19 protein-coding genes are annotated in these 17,601 nt (G+C 71.5%); 10 read left to right on the top strand and 9 right to left on the bottom strand.

All coding sequences use genetic code 11. From position 1 onward, the window contains the following. Window positions 1-24: 24 nt before the first annotated feature. Entirely contained in the window at window positions 25-798 is a 774-nt protein-coding gene (locus tag NE236_RS08830; RefSeq protein ID WP_252841363.1) for an SDR family oxidoreductase, read from the bottom strand. A 57-nt stretch (window positions 799-855) separates the two neighbouring features. Between NE236_RS08830 and NE236_RS08825 the strand changes: the two genes are divergently transcribed. The 6 genes from NE236_RS08825 (at window position 856) to NE236_RS08800 (ending at window position 6,953) form a co-directional block, all read left to right on the top strand. Then, window positions 856-1,620: an enoyl-CoA hydratase family protein gene (locus NE236_RS08825; protein ID WP_252841362.1), complete on the top strand. Its 765-nt coding sequence runs from the start codon at window positions 856-858 to the stop codon at window positions 1,618-1,620. Window positions 1,621-1,625: 5 nt separating this feature from the next. Continuing rightward, window positions 1,626-2,477: a CoA transferase subunit A gene (locus tag NE236_RS08820; protein WP_252841563.1), complete on the top strand. Its 852-nt coding sequence runs from the start codon at window positions 1,626-1,628 to the stop codon at window positions 2,475-2,477. Between the two features lie 52 nt (window positions 2,478-2,529). Continuing rightward, on the top strand, window positions 2,530-3,276 hold the full coding sequence (locus NE236_RS08815; protein WP_252841361.1) for a CoA-transferase subunit beta: 747 nt from the start codon (window positions 2,530-2,532) through the stop codon (window positions 3,274-3,276). Between the two features lie 97 nt (window positions 3,277-3,373). Further along, window positions 3,374-4,423 carry an NAD(P)H-dependent flavin oxidoreductase gene (locus NE236_RS08810; RefSeq protein WP_252841360.1) on the top strand — a complete coding sequence of 350 codons (1,050 nt, stop codon included), beginning with the start codon at window positions 3,374-3,376 and terminating at the stop codon, window positions 4,421-4,423. Window positions 4,424-4,845: 422 nt separating this feature from the next. Next, window positions 4,846-6,105, top strand: a complete 1,260-nt coding sequence (locus NE236_RS08805; RefSeq protein ID WP_252841359.1) for an MFS transporter — start codon at window positions 4,846-4,848, stop codon at window positions 6,103-6,105. A gap of 86 nt (window positions 6,106-6,191) precedes the next feature. Next, window positions 6,192-6,953, top strand: coding sequence for a methyltransferase domain-containing protein (locus NE236_RS08800; RefSeq protein WP_252841358.1), 762 nt, complete (start codon window positions 6,192-6,194; stop codon window positions 6,951-6,953). Between the two features lie 93 nt (window positions 6,954-7,046). Here NE236_RS08800 and NE236_RS08795 read toward each other — a convergent pair whose 3' ends face one another. Further along, entirely contained in the window at window positions 7,047-8,027 is a 981-nt protein-coding gene (locus NE236_RS08795) for an acyl-CoA dehydrogenase family protein (RefSeq protein ID WP_252841357.1), read from the bottom strand. Window positions 8,028-8,051: 24 nt separating this feature from the next. Continuing rightward, entirely contained in the window at window positions 8,052-9,182 is a 1,131-nt protein-coding gene (locus NE236_RS08790; protein WP_252841356.1) for an acyl-CoA dehydrogenase family protein, read from the bottom strand. A gap of 62 nt (window positions 9,183-9,244) precedes the next feature. Here NE236_RS08790 and NE236_RS08785 point away from each other — a divergent pair, with 62 nt between their 5' ends. From NE236_RS08785 to NE236_RS08770, 4 genes are all read left to right on the top strand, one after another. Then, complete coding sequence (locus NE236_RS08785) at window positions 9,245-10,045, top strand: SDR family oxidoreductase (protein WP_252841355.1); 801 nt, start codon at window positions 9,245-9,247, stop codon at window positions 10,043-10,045. A gap of 79 nt (window positions 10,046-10,124) precedes the next feature. Continuing rightward, window positions 10,125-10,742, top strand: a complete 618-nt coding sequence (locus tag NE236_RS08780; protein ID WP_252841354.1) for a TetR/AcrR family transcriptional regulator — start codon at window positions 10,125-10,127, stop codon at window positions 10,740-10,742. Window positions 10,743-10,752: 10 nt separating this feature from the next. After that, a complete protein-coding gene (locus NE236_RS08775; protein WP_252841353.1) occupies window positions 10,753-11,904 on the top strand; it encodes an acetyl-CoA C-acetyltransferase in 1,152 nt (383 codons plus the stop codon). Between the two features lie 230 nt (window positions 11,905-12,134). Continuing rightward, window positions 12,135-12,980 (top strand): spermidine synthase, encoded by an 846-nt coding sequence (locus NE236_RS08770; protein WP_252841352.1) that lies wholly within the window; start codon window positions 12,135-12,137, stop codon window positions 12,978-12,980. Window positions 12,981-13,001: 21 nt separating this feature from the next. Here the strand turns inward: NE236_RS08770 and NE236_RS08765 are convergent, their stop codons facing one another. The 6 genes from NE236_RS08765 to pcaD form a co-directional block, all read right to left on the bottom strand. Beyond that, a complete protein-coding gene (locus NE236_RS08765) occupies window positions 13,002-13,640 on the bottom strand; it encodes a LysE family translocator (RefSeq protein WP_252841351.1) in 639 nt (212 codons plus the stop codon). Window positions 13,641-13,688: 48 nt separating this feature from the next. Next, window positions 13,689-14,852 (bottom strand): 4-hydroxybenzoate 3-monooxygenase, encoded by a 1,164-nt coding sequence (locus NE236_RS08760; RefSeq protein WP_252841350.1) that lies wholly within the window; start codon window positions 14,850-14,852, stop codon window positions 13,689-13,691. 54 nt (window positions 14,853-14,906) lie between these two features. After that, window positions 14,907-15,689 (bottom strand): IclR family transcriptional regulator, encoded by a 783-nt coding sequence (locus NE236_RS08755; protein WP_252841349.1) that lies wholly within the window; start codon window positions 15,687-15,689, stop codon window positions 14,907-14,909. Between the two features lie 85 nt (window positions 15,690-15,774). Then, on the bottom strand, window positions 15,775-16,326 hold the full coding sequence (locus tag NE236_RS08750) for a coiled-coil domain-containing protein (protein WP_252841348.1): 552 nt from the start codon (window positions 16,324-16,326) through the stop codon (window positions 15,775-15,777). A gap of 115 nt (window positions 16,327-16,441) precedes the next feature. Continuing rightward, window positions 16,442-16,819: a 4-carboxymuconolactone decarboxylase gene (pcaC, locus tag NE236_RS08745; RefSeq protein WP_252841347.1), complete on the bottom strand. Its 378-nt coding sequence runs from the start codon at window positions 16,817-16,819 to the stop codon at window positions 16,442-16,444. After that, window positions 16,816-17,565 (bottom strand): 3-oxoadipate enol-lactonase, encoded by a 750-nt coding sequence (pcaD, locus tag NE236_RS08740; protein WP_252841346.1) that lies wholly within the window; start codon window positions 17,563-17,565, stop codon window positions 16,816-16,818. The genes pcaC and pcaD overlap by 4 nt, the downstream gene beginning before the upstream one ends. Window positions 17,566-17,601 lie beyond the last annotated feature (36 nt).

Genomic DNA, 17,601 nt, shown 5'->3' with positions numbered 1-17,601 from the left:
TCAGCCGGCCACGGCCCTTACAGATCATCTGTTCTCCCTGTGCGCAGAGGGGTGGTCCGCGTTCGCCGCGTCGAGGAAGGCGGGGCGCTCTCCTCCGCCGTGCAGCAGGAGGGCGGAGCCGCTCACGTAGCCCGCGAGGTCGGAGGCGAGGAACACGCACGCGGCCCCAGCGTCGTCCGGGTCGGCCAGCCGGCCCAGAGGCACGGTCCGCTCGACGGCGGCGATCCCGGCCTCGTCTCCGTAGTGCAGGTGGGATCGCTCGGTGCGGACCATCCCGAGGGTCACCGCGTTGACGCGCACCTTCGGCGCCCACTCGACGGCCAGGCTGCGGGTGAGGTTGTCCAGGCCCGCCTTCGCCGCGCCGTACGCCGCCGTGCCCGGCGACGGGCGCACACCGCTCACGCTGCCGATCATGATGATGGATCCCCCCTCCCCGCGCTGCATGACGGCGTTGGCCGCGCGGGCGACGAGCAGGGGCGCCACCAGGTTCAGTTCGATGATCTTGGCGTGGGTGCGCGGGTCGCCGTCGGCGGCCGGCAGGTAGGGGGTGCCGCCCGCGTTGTTGACCACGACGTCGAGCCGGTCCAGGCCCTCGACGAAGTCCCGTACGGCGGTGGCGTCGCGCACGTCGAGGGAGGCGAATCCCAGGCCGGGCGGCAGCCCGTCCGGTCTGCGGCGGGCGACGGCGATCACCTCGGCACCGGCGTCGAGGAACGCCCGGCTGATGCCGAGGCCGACCCCCCGCACTCCCCCGGTGACGACCGCGACCTTCCCGCTGAGATCGAGCGTGTACGGCATCGCGCCCCCTTCCTCTGCTACGTTACTTCTAACAAATGTTTGGTGGAAAGGTAGCGCATGGGCATCTCCACCACGGTTCACGACGCGGGCGTCGCCGAGATCGTCATGGACGTTCCGCCCGTCAACGCGCTGACCGCCCAGGGCTGGTACGACCTGGCCGGTGCCCTGCTCACCGCGGGCCACGACCCGGCCGTCCGCGCGGTCGTGCTCCGCGCCGAAGGGCGCGGCTTCAACGCCGGCGTCGATATCAAGGAGATGCAGGCCACCGAGGGGCACACCGCGCTGCTCGGCGCCAACCGCGGCTGCTACGCCGCGTTCGCCGCCGTGTACGAGTGCGAGGTGCCGGTCATCGCGGCGGTGCACGGCTTCTGCCTGGGCGGCGGCGTCGGCCTGGCCGGCAACGCCGACATCGTCGTGGCCTCCGAGCACGCCTACTTCGGCCTGCCCGAAGTGGATCGCGGGGCGCTCGGCGCGGCCACCCACCTCGCCCGGCTGGTGCCGCAGCACCTCATGCGGGCGATGGTCTACACGTGCCGCACCGTCACGGCGGCCGAGCTGCACCGGCACGGTTCGGTGCTCGACGTGGTGCCCGCCGCCGGACTGCGCGACCGGGCCCTGGAGGTCGCAGGAACGATCGCCGCGAAGGACCCGTACGTGATCCGCCGGGCCAAGGAGTCACTCAACGGCATCGACCCGGTCGATCCCCGGCGCAGCTACCGGTTCGAGCAGGGCTTCACGTTCGAGCTGAACCTGGCCGGCGCCGGCGACCGGCACCGTGCCGCCTTCGTCGCGGCCACGGATGAGAAGGGGCGGCGGCCATGAAGGAGATGACGATCGAGGAGGTCGTCGGCTCCCTCGACTCGGGCATGACGCTCGGCATCGGCGGCTGGGGGTCGCGCCGCAAACCGATGGCGCTGGTCCGGGCGATCTGCCGGTCGGCCCTCACCGACCTCACGGTCGTCTCCTACGGCGGCCCGGACGTCGGCCTGCTGTGCGCGTACCGGAAGGTCCGCCGCGTCATCGCCCCGTTCGCGACGCTCGACTCGATCCCCCTCGAACCGCACTTCCGCCAGGCCCGTCAGCGCGGCACCATCGCCTTCACCGAGTACGACGAGGGCATGTTCATGTTCGGCCTGTACGCCGCCGCGTACCGGCTGCCCTTCCTCCCCACCCGCGCCGGGCTCGGCTCCGACGTCATGCGGGTGAATCCGGAACTGCGGACCGTCCGCTCCCCGTACGAGGACGGCGAGGAGCTGGTCGCGGTGCCCGCCATCACCCTGGACGCCGCCCTGGTGCACCTGGGCCGCGCCGACCGGCGCGGCAACGCGCAGTACCTCGGCCCGGACCCGTACCTCGACGACCTGTTCGTCAAGGCGGCGAGCCGGGCGTACGTCTCGTGCGAACGCCTCGTCGAGACCGCCGACCTACTCAAGGAGGGCCCGGTGCAGAGCCTGCTGATCAGCCGGTCGCACGTGACCGGGGTCGTCGAGACGCCGGGCGGCGCGCACTTCACCTCCTGCGAACCGGACGAGGACCGCGACGAGGCCTTCCAGCGGGCGTACGTCACGGCCGCGGGCGACCCGCAGGCCTGGGCGACGTTCCGCGACCGGTTCCTGTCCGGCGACGAGGCGGCCTACCAGGCGGCCGTCCGCGCCTGGCGCGAGGAGGAGGGCCGCTGATGGGCGACGACGTGCACCACGGCGTTTTCCCCACGGCCCGCGCGGAGGACCGATGACCGCGACCAGGGCAGAGGTGTGCGTGACGGCGTGCGCGGAGGCGTTCCGCGGCGACGGCGAGATCCTCGCGGCGGGCATCGGGGGCGCCGTCACGGTCCTGGCCGCCCGGCTGGCGCGGCTGACGTTCGAACCCGGACTGCTCACCCACGACGGCGTGTGCCTGCTGACCGGCGACGTGCCCGCGCTCGGCGAGACGCCACGCGAGATCGAGGGCTGGCTGCCGTTCCGCGAGCACCTGTGGCTGGTGCTGAACGGCCGCCGCCACGTCATGCTCGGCGCGAGCCAGATCGACCGGTTCGGCAACACCAACATCTCCTGCATCGGCGACTGGGCCCGCCCGAAGGCGCAGCTGCTGGGAGTGCGCGGCGCGCCCGGCAACACCCGCTGCGACACGACCAGCTACTGGATCCCCCGGCACTCCCCCCGGGTGTTCGTTGAGACGGTCGACATGGTCAGCGGCATCGGGTACGACCGGGGCGCCCACGAGATCCGCGTCGTCGTCACCGACCTGGCCGTCCTGGACTTCGCGACGCCGGACCGCCGGATGCGGCTACGGTCCGTCCACCCCGGCGTGACCGTCGACGAGGTGACCACGGCCACCGGTTTCGACCTCGTCGTTCCGCCTTACGTCCCCGCGACCCCGGTGCCGGACGCCGAACAGCTGCGGATCATCCGGGAGGTCCTCGATCCGAAGGACCTGCGCGAACGCGAGGTTCCGGCGGCCGGCACCGCCCGGCGATGAGGCCGCGCCGACGCTGGGCCGAGGCGTCGAGGTCCGGGCACGAGCGTCCGAGCGCGGAAGGCCGGGCGCCGGTGCCCTGTGGAGGGAGTGTGGAGCGATGCGGACGGCGCTGACCGAGCTGACCGGCGTCCGGCACCCGATCGTGCAGACCGGCATGGGCTGGGTGGCCGGCCCCCGCCTCGTCTCGGCGGTCGCGAACGCGGGCGGCCTGGGCGTCCTCGCCTCGGCCACGATGACCCTCGACGGACTCGCCGCCGCGATCCGCGAGGTCAAGGAGCGCACCGACGCCCCCTTCGGGGTCAACCTCCGGGCGGACGCCACGGACGCGGGCGAGCGGACCGACCTGCTGATCAAGGAGGGCGTCCGGGTCGCGTCCTTCGCGCTCGCTCCCAAGCCGGACCTGATCGCCCGGCTGAAGGACGCCGGCGTCGTCGTGATCCCCTCCGTGGGGGCACGCCGGCACGCCGAGAAGGTCGCCGCGTGGGGCGCCGACGCCGTCCTCGTCCAGGGCGGCGAGGGAGGCGGGCACACCGGCCCGGTCGCCACCACCCTGCTGCTCCCCCAGATCGTGGACGCCGTGGACATCCCGGTGATCGCCGCCGGCGGCTTCTTCGACGGCCGGGGCCTGGCCGCGGCGCTGGCGTACGGCGCGGCGGGCGTCGCGATGGGCACCCGCTTCCTGCTGACCTCCGACAGCTCGGTGCCCGAGGAGGTGAAGCGGGTCTATCTCGGCATGACCGAGACCGTCGTCACCCGGCAGGTCGACGGCATGCCGCACCGCGTCCTGCGCACCGGCCTGGTCGACTCCCTGGAGCGCTCCGGCCGGATGACCGGCCTGGCCCGCGCGCTGCGCAACGCCGCTCGTTTCAGGCGCGTGTCCGGGATGTCGTGGCGGGCCATGGTCCGCGACGGCCTCGCGATGCGGCACGGCAAGGAGATGTCCTGGTCGCAGGTGCTGATGGCCGCCAACACCCCGATGCTACTCAAGGCCGCCATGGTCGACGGCCGCCCCGATCTCGGCGTCATGGCCTCCGGCCAGGCCGTCACCGTCATCGACGACCTGCCCTCCTGCCAGGAGCTCATCGACGGTATCGTCGCCCAGGCCACCGAGGTCATGGCCCGCCTCGCGGACCTCGCCACCGGCTGAGGCCGAGCCGGCTCACCGCTCGAGCCAGCTGATTCCCGCCTCCGCCAGCGCCGTGGTGATGGCGGCCATCATCCCATGCCGAGTGCAGTCATGGTCACGGTAGGTACGCGAGTGAATGCGAACCGTCGATCTATTCTGGTCATCGCCCAGCACGACTGCCGAGCATTAGGCCGTTCGTCCTATCCGCAGGGCGCGCCTTGGGACCCCAGGCTCATTTGGCGCCGGCGAAAACCAGGTCCCAGGGCCCTGTCGCCCGATCTGCCGGACAGCGAGGATGGCCGCGCGAACGCCGAAAGGAGGTACGTAATGATCCGTATGGACACCAAATGGCCCCCGTTGGCCCTAATCTTCGAATGATTCAGCGCCGACCCTCCACTTTGGCGGGGTCGGTCGTCTTTCGTGAAGTGCGCTGCGGAGATCGAATGAGTTGTCCGGCGACTGACGAGGAACGGCCGGCGGGCTATCGGGATCTGTTCGCCCTGGTGGAGTACCGTGCGGTGTTCGCCGCGAGTGTGCTCTCCTGGGCCGGGGACTACCTGTGCAAGGCCGCGGTGGCGTTGCTGGTCTTCGATCGAACCGGCTCGGCGTTCGCGTCGGCGGCGGCCTTCGCCGTGGGATATCTGCCATGGCTCACCGCGGGCCCGTTGCTCGCGGCGGTGGCCGAACGGTATCCGTCGCGCTCGGTGATGATCTCCTGCGATCTGGCCAGGGCGGCACTCATCGGGCTGATCGCGATTCCCGGCATGCCCATACCGGTGATGCTCATGCTGCTGTTCGCCGGCGGGCTGCTCGCCCCTCCGTTCGACTCGGCCCGTTCCGCCCAGCTCCCACAGATCCTGACCGGCGACCGGTACCTACTCGGCGTCTCCTTCAACAACGCCATCTTCAACCTCGCCCAGGTCGCAGGGTATGCCTCCGGAGGGGTGATCGCCGGATACAGCGCGCATGCCGCGCTGCTGCTGAACGCCGTCACCTTCGTCGGCTCGGCGTTCCTGCTGCACCGTTACGTCAAACCCCGCCCTGCCACACTCGCGATCGCCCACCGCACCAGCCTGTGGCGGGAGGCCCGCCAGGGATACACCATCGTCTTCGGCCACCCGCTGATGCGCGCGATCGCCTTCATCAGCTTCGGCGCGGTCACCTTCGTGATCGTCCCTGAAGGCCTCGCCGCCGCTTGGGCGTCCGAGCTCGGTGGCGGTGGCGCGACCCAGGGCCTCATCATGGCCGCCAACCCGCTCGGCGTCGCCATCGGAGGCCTGATCCTCACGCGGCTGTTGCGGCCACGGACCCGGATCCGGCTGATCCGTCCGCTCGCGGTGCTGGCTCCCCTCACCCTGGCCTCCGCGCTGCTCGACCCGCCGCTCGCCGGAGTGCTGATCCTGGTCACCGCCTCCGGTGTGGTCATGTCGCTGCTGCTGCCCGCCGCGCAGGGGCTGTTCCAGCAGGTGCTCCCGAACGAATACCGGGCCCGGGCGTACGGCGTCATGGGCAGCGGGGTCCAGATCGCCCAGGGCGCCGCCATCCTGGTCACCGGTGCCCTCAGCGAACGCTTCTCGATCTCGACCGTCATCGGGGCATGGTGCGCCGCCGGAGTCCTCCTGATGCTCCTCGTCACGTTCCGGCCGATCGCCCGCCCCGAGACACCGGCCTTCACTCCCGTCCCAGCCGAGGAGACGCCATGAACGGTCCCGCGGGCCGCGCGCCCGGAGAAGTCACAGAAGATGAGCCCGGCGACGACCGGGGAACCGAAGGCCACCCGGAAGGAGGGATGGGCAGACCTGGTCCTCGCATCGGTGATGCGATCGGGGACATGCTGCGCGACGCGTACGAGGCGTCTCTGGATCCGTCCGCCGCCCCGGTCCTCCAGATCGCGGAACGCGACGACGGGCTGGTGATAGTCCTTCCCGTCGCGCCCTGGATCGCACCGATCGACCAGTGGCCGGATGAGGAACGCCGCGCACTGGATCTGCTCAAGGGCAGGGTCCTGGACGTCGGCGCCGGTGGAGGACGAGCCGCCCGCGCGCTGCTCGACCGAGGCCACGACGTCACGGCCATCGACATCTCCCCGGGCGCCCTCGAGGTGTGCCGCCGACAGAGCATACGGTCCGTCGTCCGCGGCACGGTCCACGAGCACGCCACGACCGGAGCAAAGTACGACGGCTTCCTGCTCCTGGGCATCAACCTCGGCCTGCTGGAAACCCGCCAGGAGGCACCGCGATTCCTGCGGGCTCTGGCCGCGATGGCCGCGCCCGGCGCCGCCATCGTCGCCCAAGGCCGAAACCTGACCGATTCCGACGACCCCCTGCATCTGCCTTACAACCAACGGAACCTGCGCGCGGGTCGCATCGCCGGACAGCGCACCCTTCGGATCCGCTACCGCGATGTGGCGACCCCCTGGTTCCACTACCTGAATCCAGCACCACGCGAACTCGCCGAACTCGTCCCCGGGACCGGCTGGGAACTCACCGACATCACCCACTTCGAGAACTCGACAGGCAGCTACCTCGCCACCCTCCGCCGAGAGGGGTAGTCCGCCGAGCGGAATCTCCGAGCAAGGAGCCGGTGCCGGAATCAGACGGGCGGTATCCCTGTTCACGTCAGGCCGACGGGCGCGCCGCCGGGTTCAGCGCGGTACGGCGAGGACACGGGCGCGGTGCTCGGCGGGAGTGCCCCAGGCGGAGTGCAGCGCCCGGACCTTGCGGATCCACAGGGACGGGTCGTACTCGTCGGTGTAGCCGATCGCGCCGTGCACCTGGAGGGCGACCCGGGCGGCCGCGTACGCCGCGTCAGAGGCCGCGACCTTGGCCGCCGACACGTCGCGGGCGAAGTCCGGCGAGCCGAAGGACAGGGCGGCGCCGTACACGAGGGGGCGGGCGAACTCCAGGCCGGTCAGGACGTTCGCGAGATGGTGCTTGACCGCCTGGAACTCCCCGATCGCACGCCCGAACTGCCGCCGCGTCCGTGCGTACACCACCGTCGTGTCGAGCAGCGCCCGTCCCAGGCCGACGAGCTGCGCGGAACACGCCAGCACGCCCAGGTCGTACGCCGCCGCGGCGGCCCGGGGCACGGCCGGACCGGCGGCCAGCCGTTCGCCCGCGACGACCGGGAACAAGCGGCGCGCGGGGTCCAGCGAGCGTACGGCGGAACCCTCGGGCAGGGCGGACCACACTTCCTCGCCGTCGACGAGCAGCGTCAGGTCCGCGGCGTCCGCGTCGAGGGCACGGCGAACCACCGCCGGCGCCACCAGCGAGACCACCGCCTCACCGGCGGCGATCCGGGGCAGCCATCGCGCGCCCAGCGCCTCGTCATCCGCCTCGCCGAGCAGCACCGCCGCAGCGAGCGTCTCGACGATCGGCCCGGGGACCGCGTGACGGCCCAGCTCGTGCAGCGCGACGACCAGCTCCACCGGGAGGAGCCCGGCGCCGTCGTGGCGTTCGGGCACCGCCAGGGTGAACACCCCGGCCTCCGCGAGCGCGGTCCACAGCGTACGGTCCCGGTCGCCGGCCGCCCAGCGGCGGATCAGGGCGGGCGTGCCGGTCTCGGTGAGGAGCTTGTGCAGGGTCTCGCCGAACAGCCGCTGTTCGGCGTCGAGGACGAACTTCATCCTGATCCTCAATTCAATCGGGGCTCACCCGCCGACACGCCGCTCCCTCGGCAGGCCGAGGACGCGCTCGGCGATGACGTTGCGCTGGATCTCGTTGGTGCCGGCGTAGATCGGCCCGGCGAGGGAGAAGACGTAGCCCTCCAGCCAGTCGCCCTCAAGTTCCGCGTCCGGGCCTAGGACGTCCAGCGCGGTCTCGTGCAGTTCGACGTCGAGCTCGCTCCAGAAGACCTTGTTGACGCTGGCCTCCGCGCCGATGTCGTCGGTGCGGGAGATGGTCTCGAAGCCCTTCAGCCGGTAGGCGCGGGCCTTGATCCACGCGTCGGCGACGCGGTCGCGTAGCAGGGGGTCGGCGCCGTGCTCGCGCCACAGGGCGAGCAGGCGGTCCGTGGCGGCGAGGAACCGGCCGGGGCTGCGCAGTGTGAGACCGCGTTCGTTGCCGGCCGTGCTCATCGCGACCGCCCAGCCCTGGCCCGGCTCGCCGATGACGTCCCGGTCGGGCACGAACACGTCGTCGAGGAACAGCTCGGCGAAGGCGGGTCTGCCGTCCAGCCGCCCGATCGGCCGTACGGTCACGCCCTCGGCGTCGAGCGGGAACATCAGGTACGTCAGCCCGCGATGGCGTTCGGCGGCCGGATCGGAGCGGAACAGGCCGAACGCCCGGTCGGCGAAGGCCGCACGCGAGGACCAGGTCTTCTGCCCGTTCAGCCGCCAGCCGCCGTCGACGCGGGTGGCGGTCGCCCGTAGCGCGGCGAGGTCGCTGCCGGCGCCCGGCTCCGACCACGCCTGCGCCCAGATCACCTCGCCGGCGGCCATCGGCGGCAGGACGCGTTCGAGCTGCTCGGTCGTGCCGTGCGCGAAGAGGGTGGGGGCGAGCAGGTTGATGCCGTTCTGGCTCACCCGGCCGGGAGCCCCGGCCGCGTAGTACTCCTCCTCGAAGACCAGCCATTCGAGCGGCGACGCGCCGCGCCCTCCGTACGCCTCGGGCCAGGACACCGCGGACAGCCGTTCCGCGCCCAGCGCCCGTTCCCACGCGCGGTGGGCGGTGAAGCCCGCCTCCGTCTCCAGCGAGGGCAGCGGCGTCGCCGGCACGTTGCGGCGCAGCCAGGCGCGCACCTCGGCCTGGAAGGGCTCCACCGGCGACAGATCGAGATCCATGACGTCCGCCTCCCACGCCGCCGAGCGATTCTTTCTAACAACTGTTTGGTAGAGTAGCGCAGGTGAGCGAGACCGGCATTCCCTCGACCCGGGCGACCCCTGTCTCCGGCCACGGGCTCCTGCGCGATCGCGTCGTCGTGGTGACGGCCGCGGCCGGAGCGGGCATCGGCGGCGCCACCGCCCGCCGCTGCCTGGAGGAGGGGGCGCGGGTGATGATCAGCGACGCGCACGAGCGACGGCTCGAACGGTCACTGGTCGAGCTGGCGAAGGAGTTCGGCGACGAGGCGGTGGCCGCCGTGCCGTGCGACGTCACGTCCGAGGAGCGGGTACGGGAGCTGTTCGCCGCCACCGCCGAGCGGTTCGGCCGGATCGACGTCGTGGTCAACAACGCCGGTCTCGGCGGCACGGCGGACCTCGTGGATATGACCGACGAGCAGTGGTCGCGGGTGCTGGACGTCACGCTGGGCGGCACCATGCGCTGCACGCGCGCGGCTCTGCGGATCATGCGCGCCCAGGGGCACGGCGTGATCGTGAACAACGCATCGGTGATCGGCTGGCGGGCACAGCGCGGGCAGTCGCACTACGCGGCGGCCAAGGCCGGGGTGATGGCGCTGACCCGCTGCGCCGCACTGGAGGCCGCGGAGTACGGCGTGCGGATCAACGCGGTGGCGCCCAGCCTCGCCATGCATCCGCACCTGGTGAAGGTGACGAGCGAGGACCTGCTGACGGAGCTGACGCGCAAGGAGGCGTACGGCCGCTACGCGGAGCCGTGGGAGGTGGCCAACGTTATCGTCTTCCTGGCCTCCGGCTACTCGTCGTACATGACGGGCGAGGTCGTCTCCGTCTCCAGCCAGCATCCGTGAGGTCCGCATGTCCACGATGGCACGACACCGAGGACACTGCCTCCGTCTCCAGCCAGCACCCATAAGGAACCTAGAAACCATGAGTCCACGACGGCGTGACGCTGAGGGCACCGCCGCCGCCCGAGCCGAGCGGCGGGCCGAACTGCTCGCCACCGCGGCGGAGGTCTTCGCCGACCGCGGCTACTCCGCCACCACCGTCCGCGAGGTCGCCGACGCGGCCGGCATCCTCGGCGGCAGCCTCTACTACCACTTCGATTCCAAGGAGTCGATGGCCGACGAGATCCTGTCGACCTTCCTGAACGAGATGTGGGCGGCGTACGACCGGGTGCTCGACGCGCGGCTCGGGGCGCGCGAGGCCCTGACGGCCCTCATCGTCGAGTCGTTCCGGTGCATCGACCGGCACCGGCCGGCCGTCGTGATGTACCAGAACGAGTCGCGGCACCTGGCGACGAGCCCCCGTTTCGCGTACCTGGTCGAGTCGCGGCGGCGGTTCGAGGAGATGTGGACGGCGCTCCTGGAGCGCGGCGTCCGCGAGGGCGCGTTCCGCTCCGACCTGGACACCGCCCTGGTCTACCGCTTCATCCGCGACACGGTGTGGGTGGCGGCGACCTGGTACCAGCCCGGCGGGCGGCTCACCGCCGAGGAGATCGCTGAGCAGTACCTCGCCATGGTCCTCGAGGGGATCCAACACGAGTAGGAGGCATGTCATGGCTGAGGCCTACATCGTCGAGGCGGTCCGCAGCCCCGTCGGGCGGCGGAACGGCGGGCTCGCCGAGGTCCATCCGGCCGATCTCGGCGCGCACGCCCTGACGGCGCTGGTCGAACGGTCCGGTGTCGACCCGGCTGCGGTCGAGGACGTGATCTTCGGCTGTGTGGACGCGGTGGGCCCGCAGGCCGGTGACGTCGCCCGCACGTGCTGGCTGGCGGCCGGGCTGCCGGAGGAGGTCCCGGGCGTCACCGTCGACCGCCAGTGCGGATCGTCGCAGCAGGCCCTGCACTTCGCCGCCCAGGCTGTCCTGAGCGGCACCGCCGACCTCGTCGTCGCGGGCGGCGTGCAGAACATGTCGAAGATCCCGATCGCCTACGCCATGATCGCCGGGGTGCAGCTCGGCTTCGCCGGCCCGTTCGCCGGCTCGCGCGGCTGGGAGGCGCGCTACGGCGACCAGGAGGTCTCGCAGTTCCGGGGCGCCGAGATGATCGCCGAGCAGTGGGACATCGGCCGCGAGGAGATGGAGGCGTTCGCCCTCGAGTCGCACCGGCGTGCGATCCGCGCCATCGACGAGGCCCGGTTCGACCGCGAGATCGCCCCGTACGGCGACGTCACGACGGACGAGGGCCCGCGCCGCGACACCTCACTGGAGAAGATGGCCGGGCTCAAGACGCTCGTCGAGGGCGGCCGGCTGACCGCCGCTCTGTCCTCGCAGATCTCCGACGGATCCGCGGCCCTGCTGATCGCCTCCGAGCGGGCGGTTCGGGACCACGGCCTCACACCGCGCGCCCGCGTCCACCACCTGTCCGTACGCGGCGAGGACCCGATCCGGATGCTGTCCGCCCCGATCCCCGCCACGGCGTACGCGCTGAAGAAGGCCGGGATGACCATCGGCGACATCGACGTCGTCGAGATCAACGAGGCGTTCGCGCCCGTCGTGCTGGCCTGGCTGAAGGAGACCGGCGCCGACCCGGCCGTCACCAACCCCAACGGCGGCGCGATCGCCCTCGGCCACCCGCTCGGCGCCACCGGCGCCCGGCTGATGACGACACTGCTGCACGAACTCGAACGCACCGGCGGCCGGTACGGCCTGCAGACGATGTGCGAGGGCGGCGGTCAGGCCAACGTCACCATCATCGAACGCCTGTAGAAATCGGTGGGGTCCGGGAGCTTTGTCCATCTCCCGGACCCCGGCTTGCCGCCCAATTGCACACGCCAGCGGCGTTTAAGAGAACGGATCAGTCCTAAGATCGCCGTGCTCTGCCTATTGAGCTAACGCGCCACGGAGAGGCTGTCCAGCTTCTGCAGCCCGTGAGGCGTCTGGCAGCACGCACCGTATCGCGATCTTCGGTGGGTGCGCAGGTCGATTAATGTGGGCCGATGGCACACCGGCAGCGCGCCCACCGGGTGGAGGAGACGGTCGACTCCGGCATCGCGGAGCTGGTCCGCGACCCGGATCGCCCCCAGGCCTGGACGCTGCTGCTCGACGGCGCGCCGCAGTCCCACGTGGACCTCGACGACCCCGCCTACCTCGACTTCGAGTACGTGCGGCGGCTCGGCCACGTCGTCGACCTGATGGCACCGCCACGGCAGCCGCTGCGGGTGCTGCACCTGGGCGGTGGGGCGCTCACCCTGCCGCGCTACGTCGCCGCGACCCGGCCGCGCTCGACCCAGCAGGTGGTCGAGGTCGATGCCGCGCTCATCGACCTCGTACGCCGCGAGCTGCCGCTGGAGCGCGGCCACCGGGTCCGGATCAGGCACGGTGACGCCCGAGAGGTCCTGGTGCGGGCTCCCGAGGACTCCTTCGACCTGGTGATCGGCGACGTGTACGCGGGGAGCCGGTCCCCCGCGCACCTGGCCACCGTGGAGTTCGCGGCGGCCGTGGCGCGGGTGCTGCGCCCAGGCGGGTGGTACGCCGTGAACGTGGCCGACGGCGCGCCGCTGTCCTTCGCCCGGGGCCAGGTGGCGACCCTACGCTCGGTGCTGCCGGAGCTCTGTCTCATCGGCGACCCGGCGGTGCTGCGCGGCCGCCGGTTCGGCAACCTGATCGTGGTCGCGGGCTCCATCCCGCCGCCCGTCGCGGAGCTCACGCGGAAGGCGGCCGGAGATCCCTTCCCTGCGCGGGTGCTGTACGGCGCGGAGCTGACGAGGTTCACCGCGGGCGCCGCACCGGTCACCGACGCGACCGCCCGCCCGTCGCCGCCCCCGCCCAAGGGCGTCTTCTGACGGTTCCCCTCACGGACGCGTTCAGTCCTTGCGGCCGGTGAGCGCGACGCCGATACCCAGGCCGATCATGGCGAGACCGCCGACGCCGCCGACCAGCCGCAGCCGCCGGGGCGAGCGGCCGAACCAGGCCCGGGCCGTGCCGGCGACGAGGCTCCAGACCGAGTCGGCGGCGAGAGCGACCAGTACGGAGATCAGGCCGAGGGTGAACATCTGGGTGGGTACGTGACCACGGGCCGGATCCACGAACTGCGGCAGCACCGCGGCGAAGAACACGGCCGACTTCGGGTTGGTGATCCCGACCAGGAAACCGTCGAAACACGCGCGCCATCCTCTACGCGCGTCGGCGGCCACGGCTTCGAGACCGGTGTCTCCACCCCGGCGCATGAGCACCCGTACGCCGAGGAAGACGAGGTAGGCCGCCCCGGCCAGCTTCACCGTCGTGAAGATCAGCACGGACCGCTCCACCAGCGAACCGATGCCGAGCGCCACCGCTCCGACGATGAACAGCGCGCCGAGCTCAGTGCCGACGACGGAAACGAGTGCGACGCGCCGCCCGTACGCCAGCGCACGCCCGACGATGAACAGCACGCTCGGCCCCGGGATGACGATGAGGATGAAGGAGGCGAGGCCGAAGGACAGCGCCTGGGAGAGCGAGATCATGAGCCACACGCTAAGAGTCGGAACGCGCACCGCACAACGCTCTACCGGTCAGAGCGTGGGCGCGGCTCCGACGTAGTTCTCGGCCAGTGTCGTCGCGGCGGCCTTCGACGCGGCGACGTACTCCAGGTGGGACAGCTGCAGCCGGTGGCCGAGGGCGTCCTGGCGGGGATCCTTGTGCAGCAGCGTGGTCATCCAGTACGAGAAGTGCTCGGCCCGCCACACGCGTCGCAGGCAGGTCGCGGAGTAGGCGTCGAGGAGCTCGGTCGAGCCGGAGCCGTACCAGGCGGCCAGCGCCTCGGCGAGGACGACCACATCGGAGATCGCGAGGTTCAGTCCCTTGGCGCCGGTGGGCGGCACGATGTGCGCGGCGTCCCCGGCGAGGAACAGGCGGTCATGGCGCATCGGCTCGGCCACGAAGCTGCGCATCGGAGTGATCGATTTCTCCAGGATGGGCCCGTCCCGCAGCTCCCAGCCGTCGTGAGTGGCGAACCGCGCCCGCAGCTCGGACCAGATCCGGTCGTCGGGCCACGCGGCGATGCCGTCCGCCGGATCGACCTGGAGGTACAGCCTGCTGATCTTCGGGGATCGCAGGCTGTGCAGGGCGAACCCACGCTCGCTGTACGCGTAGATGAGCTCCTCGGTGGAGGGTGGGACGTCGGCGAGGGTGCCGAGCCACGCGAACGGATACTCCCGCTCGTAGACCCTGGTGTCCGGCACCGCCGGACGGCAGACGCCGTGGAAGCCGTCGCATCCCGCGACGACGTCGCACTCCAATGTCTGGATCCGGCCGTCGCGGCGGTAGGTCACGGACGGCGTGCCCGGATCCACCGACAGGACCTCGGCCTCGAAGTGGAGCTCGTCTCCAGCGGCCATCCGCGCGGCGATCAGATCCTTGACGATCTCGGTCTGCGCGTAGATCGTGACCGTCCGCCCGTCCGTCAGGTCCGACAGCGGGACGCGGTGGCCTGCCCCGCCGAAGCGGAGTTCGAGACCGTGGTGGGTGAGGCCCTCCCGGTCGAGCCGCTCCCCGACACCGCTCCCGCGAAGGACGTCGACGGTCCCCTGCTCCAGCATCCCGGCCCGCTGCCGCCTCTCCACGTACGCGCGGTCGCGGCTCTCCAGCACCACGGAGTCGATGCCGCGCAGGCGCAGCAGATGAGAGAGCAGCAGTCCGGCCGGTCCGGCCCCGGCGATCGCCACTTGGGTGCGCATCGGTGATCCTCTTTCGACGTCCTCAGCATGATCCTCCTGCCGCCGTCCCGGCCGTCAGGCCCAGTTCTTCCATTCAGCGGAACCACTGTGGGCGTCGACGTCCCGGGACAGGGCGGTCGCCGCGGCGAGGACCGCGGGCACGAGCCGCCGCAGGTCCGCGCCGCTCCGCCGGGTGACGAGCGACAGGGCCGCCACCACGTCGCCGGCGGCGCCCCGGACCGGCGCGGCGACCGAACACGTCCCGAGGGACATCTCCTCACGGGTCACGGCGTACCCGGACCGCCGGACGTCGGCGAGGCAGGCCCGCAGGCGACCGCCGTCCGTGACGGTGTGCGGGGTGTACGACGCCAGCCCCCCGTCGATGACCTCTTCGGCGAGCTCCTCGCCGGCGAAGGCGAGCAGGACCTTGCCCACGCCGGTGGCGTGCAGCGGGAGCTCGGCCGCGACACGCGTCACGATCGGCACCGACCGTGGGCCGCGCAGGCGCTCGAGGTAGAGGGCCTTGCCGCCGCTGAGCACCGCCAGCTGGACGTTCTCGTGGGTGGCCGCGTACAGCTCCTCCATGTACGGCAGGGCGAGCTCGCGCAGGGTCGTCGCCGCCGAGGCCTGCGCGCCGACGCGCCACAGGCGTGTTCCGATGCGGTAGGAACCGTCGGACAGCCGCTCGAGGAAGCCGCCGCCGGCCAGCTCGCGAACGAGCCGGTGCCCCGTGGCGAGCGGCAGCCCGGCGCGGGCGCAGATCTCGGTGAGGGTCAGCCGGACACCGCCGGGCGCGAACGACTCGAGGATCGCCATCACCTTGCCCGCCACGCTGGGCGGGCGCTCGGCACTCGTCATCGCTCCCGCTTCCCTCACCCGGGACCTTCACGATAGGCAACGCCCCGCGATCCGGCATCGGGTCGCGGGGCGCCGAGGAGTCCGATCAGTTGGGGCCGATTTTCAGCGCCTCGAGGATCAGGTCCAGCTTCCTGCCCTGGTCGTCCAGCTTGGCGTCATGCTCGTCGAACCGCTGGTCCATCCTCGTGAGCCGCTCGTCGATCTGCCCGAACCGCTCGTCGATCTGCCCGAACCGCTCGTCGATCTGCCCGAACCGCTGATCGATCTGCCCGAACCGCTCGTCGATCTGCCCGAACCGCTGATCGATCTGCCCGAACCGCTGATCGATCTGCCCGAACCGCTCGTCGATCTGCCCGAACCGCTGATCGATCTGCCCGAACCGCTGATCGATCTGCCCGAACCGCTCGTCGAACCCGCCGACCTTCTCGGTCAGCACCGAGAGCGCGCTGTCGATGTGGTTCAGCCGCTCGCCATGCTCATGCTGCGTGGTCCAGATGCGGCTGACCGTGTTGCTGAGCGACGTCAGCTGACTGCCGTGTGTCTGCTGTGTCAGCTGGACGGTCGTCAGCTGCTCGTAGACCGCGTAAACGTCGTTGCGGAGCTGGTTGATCCGTCGCTCGGTGTCGGCCACGTCCATGACCTTACCTCCCGTGCCTCGCGTTCCCTGGGGGGTCGGGGAACTCGACCACGCACCCGCCAGCGCGGAGCGTGAGCGACAGATTACGCTCTGCGCGAACACGAAGTGAAATCGATCACTCACGTTCCGCAATCAGACCATCCTCCGCGAGGACCCGCTGAGCCACGGCGAAGGCGGCGTTGGCCGCAGGGATTCCGCAATATACCGCGGTCTGCAGCAGTACTTCCTTGATCTCGTCGGTGGTGAGGCCGTTGCGGAGGGCCGCGCGTACGTGCATGGCCAGCTCGTCCAGGTGGCCGCCGGCGACCAGGGCGGTCAGCGTGACACAGCTGCGCGTCCGGCGGTCGAGGCCGGGCCGGGTCCAGATCTCCCCCCACGCGTACCGCGTGATGAAGTCCTGGAAGTCCGCGGTGAACTCCGTCGTACGCTCCCGCGCACGGTCGACATGCGCGCCGCCGAGGACCTCCCGGCGAACCCTCATCCCATCGTTCATGCTGTTCTCTCCAGGTGGTGGGCCAGCGCCTCGGTGACCGGACGCGGACATTCGAGATTGGCCAGATGGGCGCCGGGCACCACGACCAGTTCGGCGGCGGGGATGCCCGCGGCGAGGGTCTCGGCGTGGTCCAGAGGCGTCGCCACGTCCTCGGCGCCCGCGAGGACGAGGGCGGGCGCGCGCACGCCGCCGAGGCGATCCCGGACGTCGAAACCGGCGATCGCGTCGCAGCACGCGGCGTACCCTTCGCGATCCACCCGCTCGAGCATCTTCCGTACGGCATCGACCCCGGGCCCCGCGTAGCCCGCGGTGAACCACCGCGCCACGAACATGTCCGTCAGCGGTTCGAGGCCTTCGGCGCGCACACGCGCGGCCCGGTCGCGCCAGGGATCCGGGTCGCCGAACCACGCGGAGGTGCAGCACAGCGCCAGGCTCGTCACCCGGTCCGGGTGGCGCAGCGCCAGGACGGTGCCGATCGCCCCGCCCAGCGACACTCCGGCGCAGGCGACGCGGCCGACGCCGAGCCCGTCGAAAAGCTCCACGACCGCGTCCGCGAAGTCCGCGACCGAGCCGTGGACCGGGACTGAGCCACCGTGGCCCGGCAGGTCGAACCGGAGGGTCCGCCAGGAGGCAGTGAGCGCGGGCAGCTGCGGCTCCCACAGGTCGAGCGTCGTCCCCAGCGAAGGGCCCAGGGCCAGGACCGGGGCGTCCTCCGGGCCGTCAAAGCGGTGGTTCAGGCCGGTCACCTCGGGTCCTCTCCAGCGTGGGTGGCGAGCGTACGG

The sequence above is a fragment of the Actinoallomurus purpureus genome, from assembly GCF_024055795.1.
Lineage (GTDB): Bacteria > Actinomycetota > Actinomycetes > Streptosporangiales > Streptosporangiaceae > Actinoallomurus > Actinoallomurus purpureus.
The sequence above is the reverse complement of the archived record's forward strand: the minus strand, read 5'-3'. Positions and strand labels throughout refer to the sequence as shown.

Bases quoted from the DNA above. Each gene is read 5' to 3' on its own strand.
- NE236_RS08830 (WP_252841363.1), bottom strand. From the start codon at position 798: ATGCCGTACACGCTCGATCTCAGCGGGAAGGTCGCGGTCGTCACCGGG.
- NE236_RS08825 (WP_252841362.1), top strand. From the start codon at position 856: ATGGGCATCTCCACCACGGTTCACGACGCGGGCGTCGCCGAGATCGTC.
- NE236_RS08820 (WP_252841563.1), top strand. From the start codon at position 1,626: ATGACGATCGAGGAGGTCGTCGGCTCCCTCGACTCGGGCATGACGCTC.
- NE236_RS08815 (WP_252841361.1), top strand. From the start codon at position 2,530: ATGACCGCGACCAGGGCAGAGGTGTGCGTGACGGCGTGCGCGGAGGCG.
- NE236_RS08810 (WP_252841360.1), top strand. From the start codon at position 3,374: ATGCGGACGGCGCTGACCGAGCTGACCGGCGTCCGGCACCCGATCGTG.
- NE236_RS08805 (WP_252841359.1), top strand. From the start codon at position 4,846: ATGAGTTGTCCGGCGACTGACGAGGAACGGCCGGCGGGCTATCGGGAT.
- NE236_RS08800 (WP_252841358.1), top strand. From the start codon at position 6,192: ATGGGCAGACCTGGTCCTCGCATCGGTGATGCGATCGGGGACATGCTG.
- NE236_RS08795 (WP_252841357.1), bottom strand. From the start codon at position 8,027: ATGAAGTTCGTCCTCGACGCCGAACAGCGGCTGTTCGGCGAGACCCTG.
- NE236_RS08790 (WP_252841356.1), bottom strand. From the start codon at position 9,182: ATGGATCTCGATCTGTCGCCGGTGGAGCCCTTCCAGGCCGAGGTGCGC.
- NE236_RS08780 (WP_252841354.1), top strand. From the start codon at position 10,125: ATGAGTCCACGACGGCGTGACGCTGAGGGCACCGCCGCCGCCCGAGCC.
- NE236_RS08775 (WP_252841353.1), top strand. From the start codon at position 10,753: ATGGCTGAGGCCTACATCGTCGAGGCGGTCCGCAGCCCCGTCGGGCGG.
- NE236_RS08770 (WP_252841352.1), top strand. From the start codon at position 12,135: ATGGCACACCGGCAGCGCGCCCACCGGGTGGAGGAGACGGTCGACTCC.
- NE236_RS08765 (WP_252841351.1), bottom strand. From the start codon at position 13,640: ATGATCTCGCTCTCCCAGGCGCTGTCCTTCGGCCTCGCCTCCTTCATC.
- NE236_RS08760 (WP_252841350.1), bottom strand. From the start codon at position 14,852: ATGCGCACCCAAGTGGCGATCGCCGGGGCCGGACCGGCCGGACTGCTG.
- NE236_RS08755 (WP_252841349.1), bottom strand. From the start codon at position 15,689: ATGACGAGTGCCGAGCGCCCGCCCAGCGTGGCGGGCAAGGTGATGGCG.
- NE236_RS08750 (WP_252841348.1), bottom strand. From the start codon at position 16,326: ATGGACGTGGCCGACACCGAGCGACGGATCAACCAGCTCCGCAACGAC.
- pcaC (WP_252841347.1), bottom strand. From the start codon at position 16,819: ATGAACGATGGGATGAGGGTTCGCCGGGAGGTCCTCGGCGGCGCGCAT.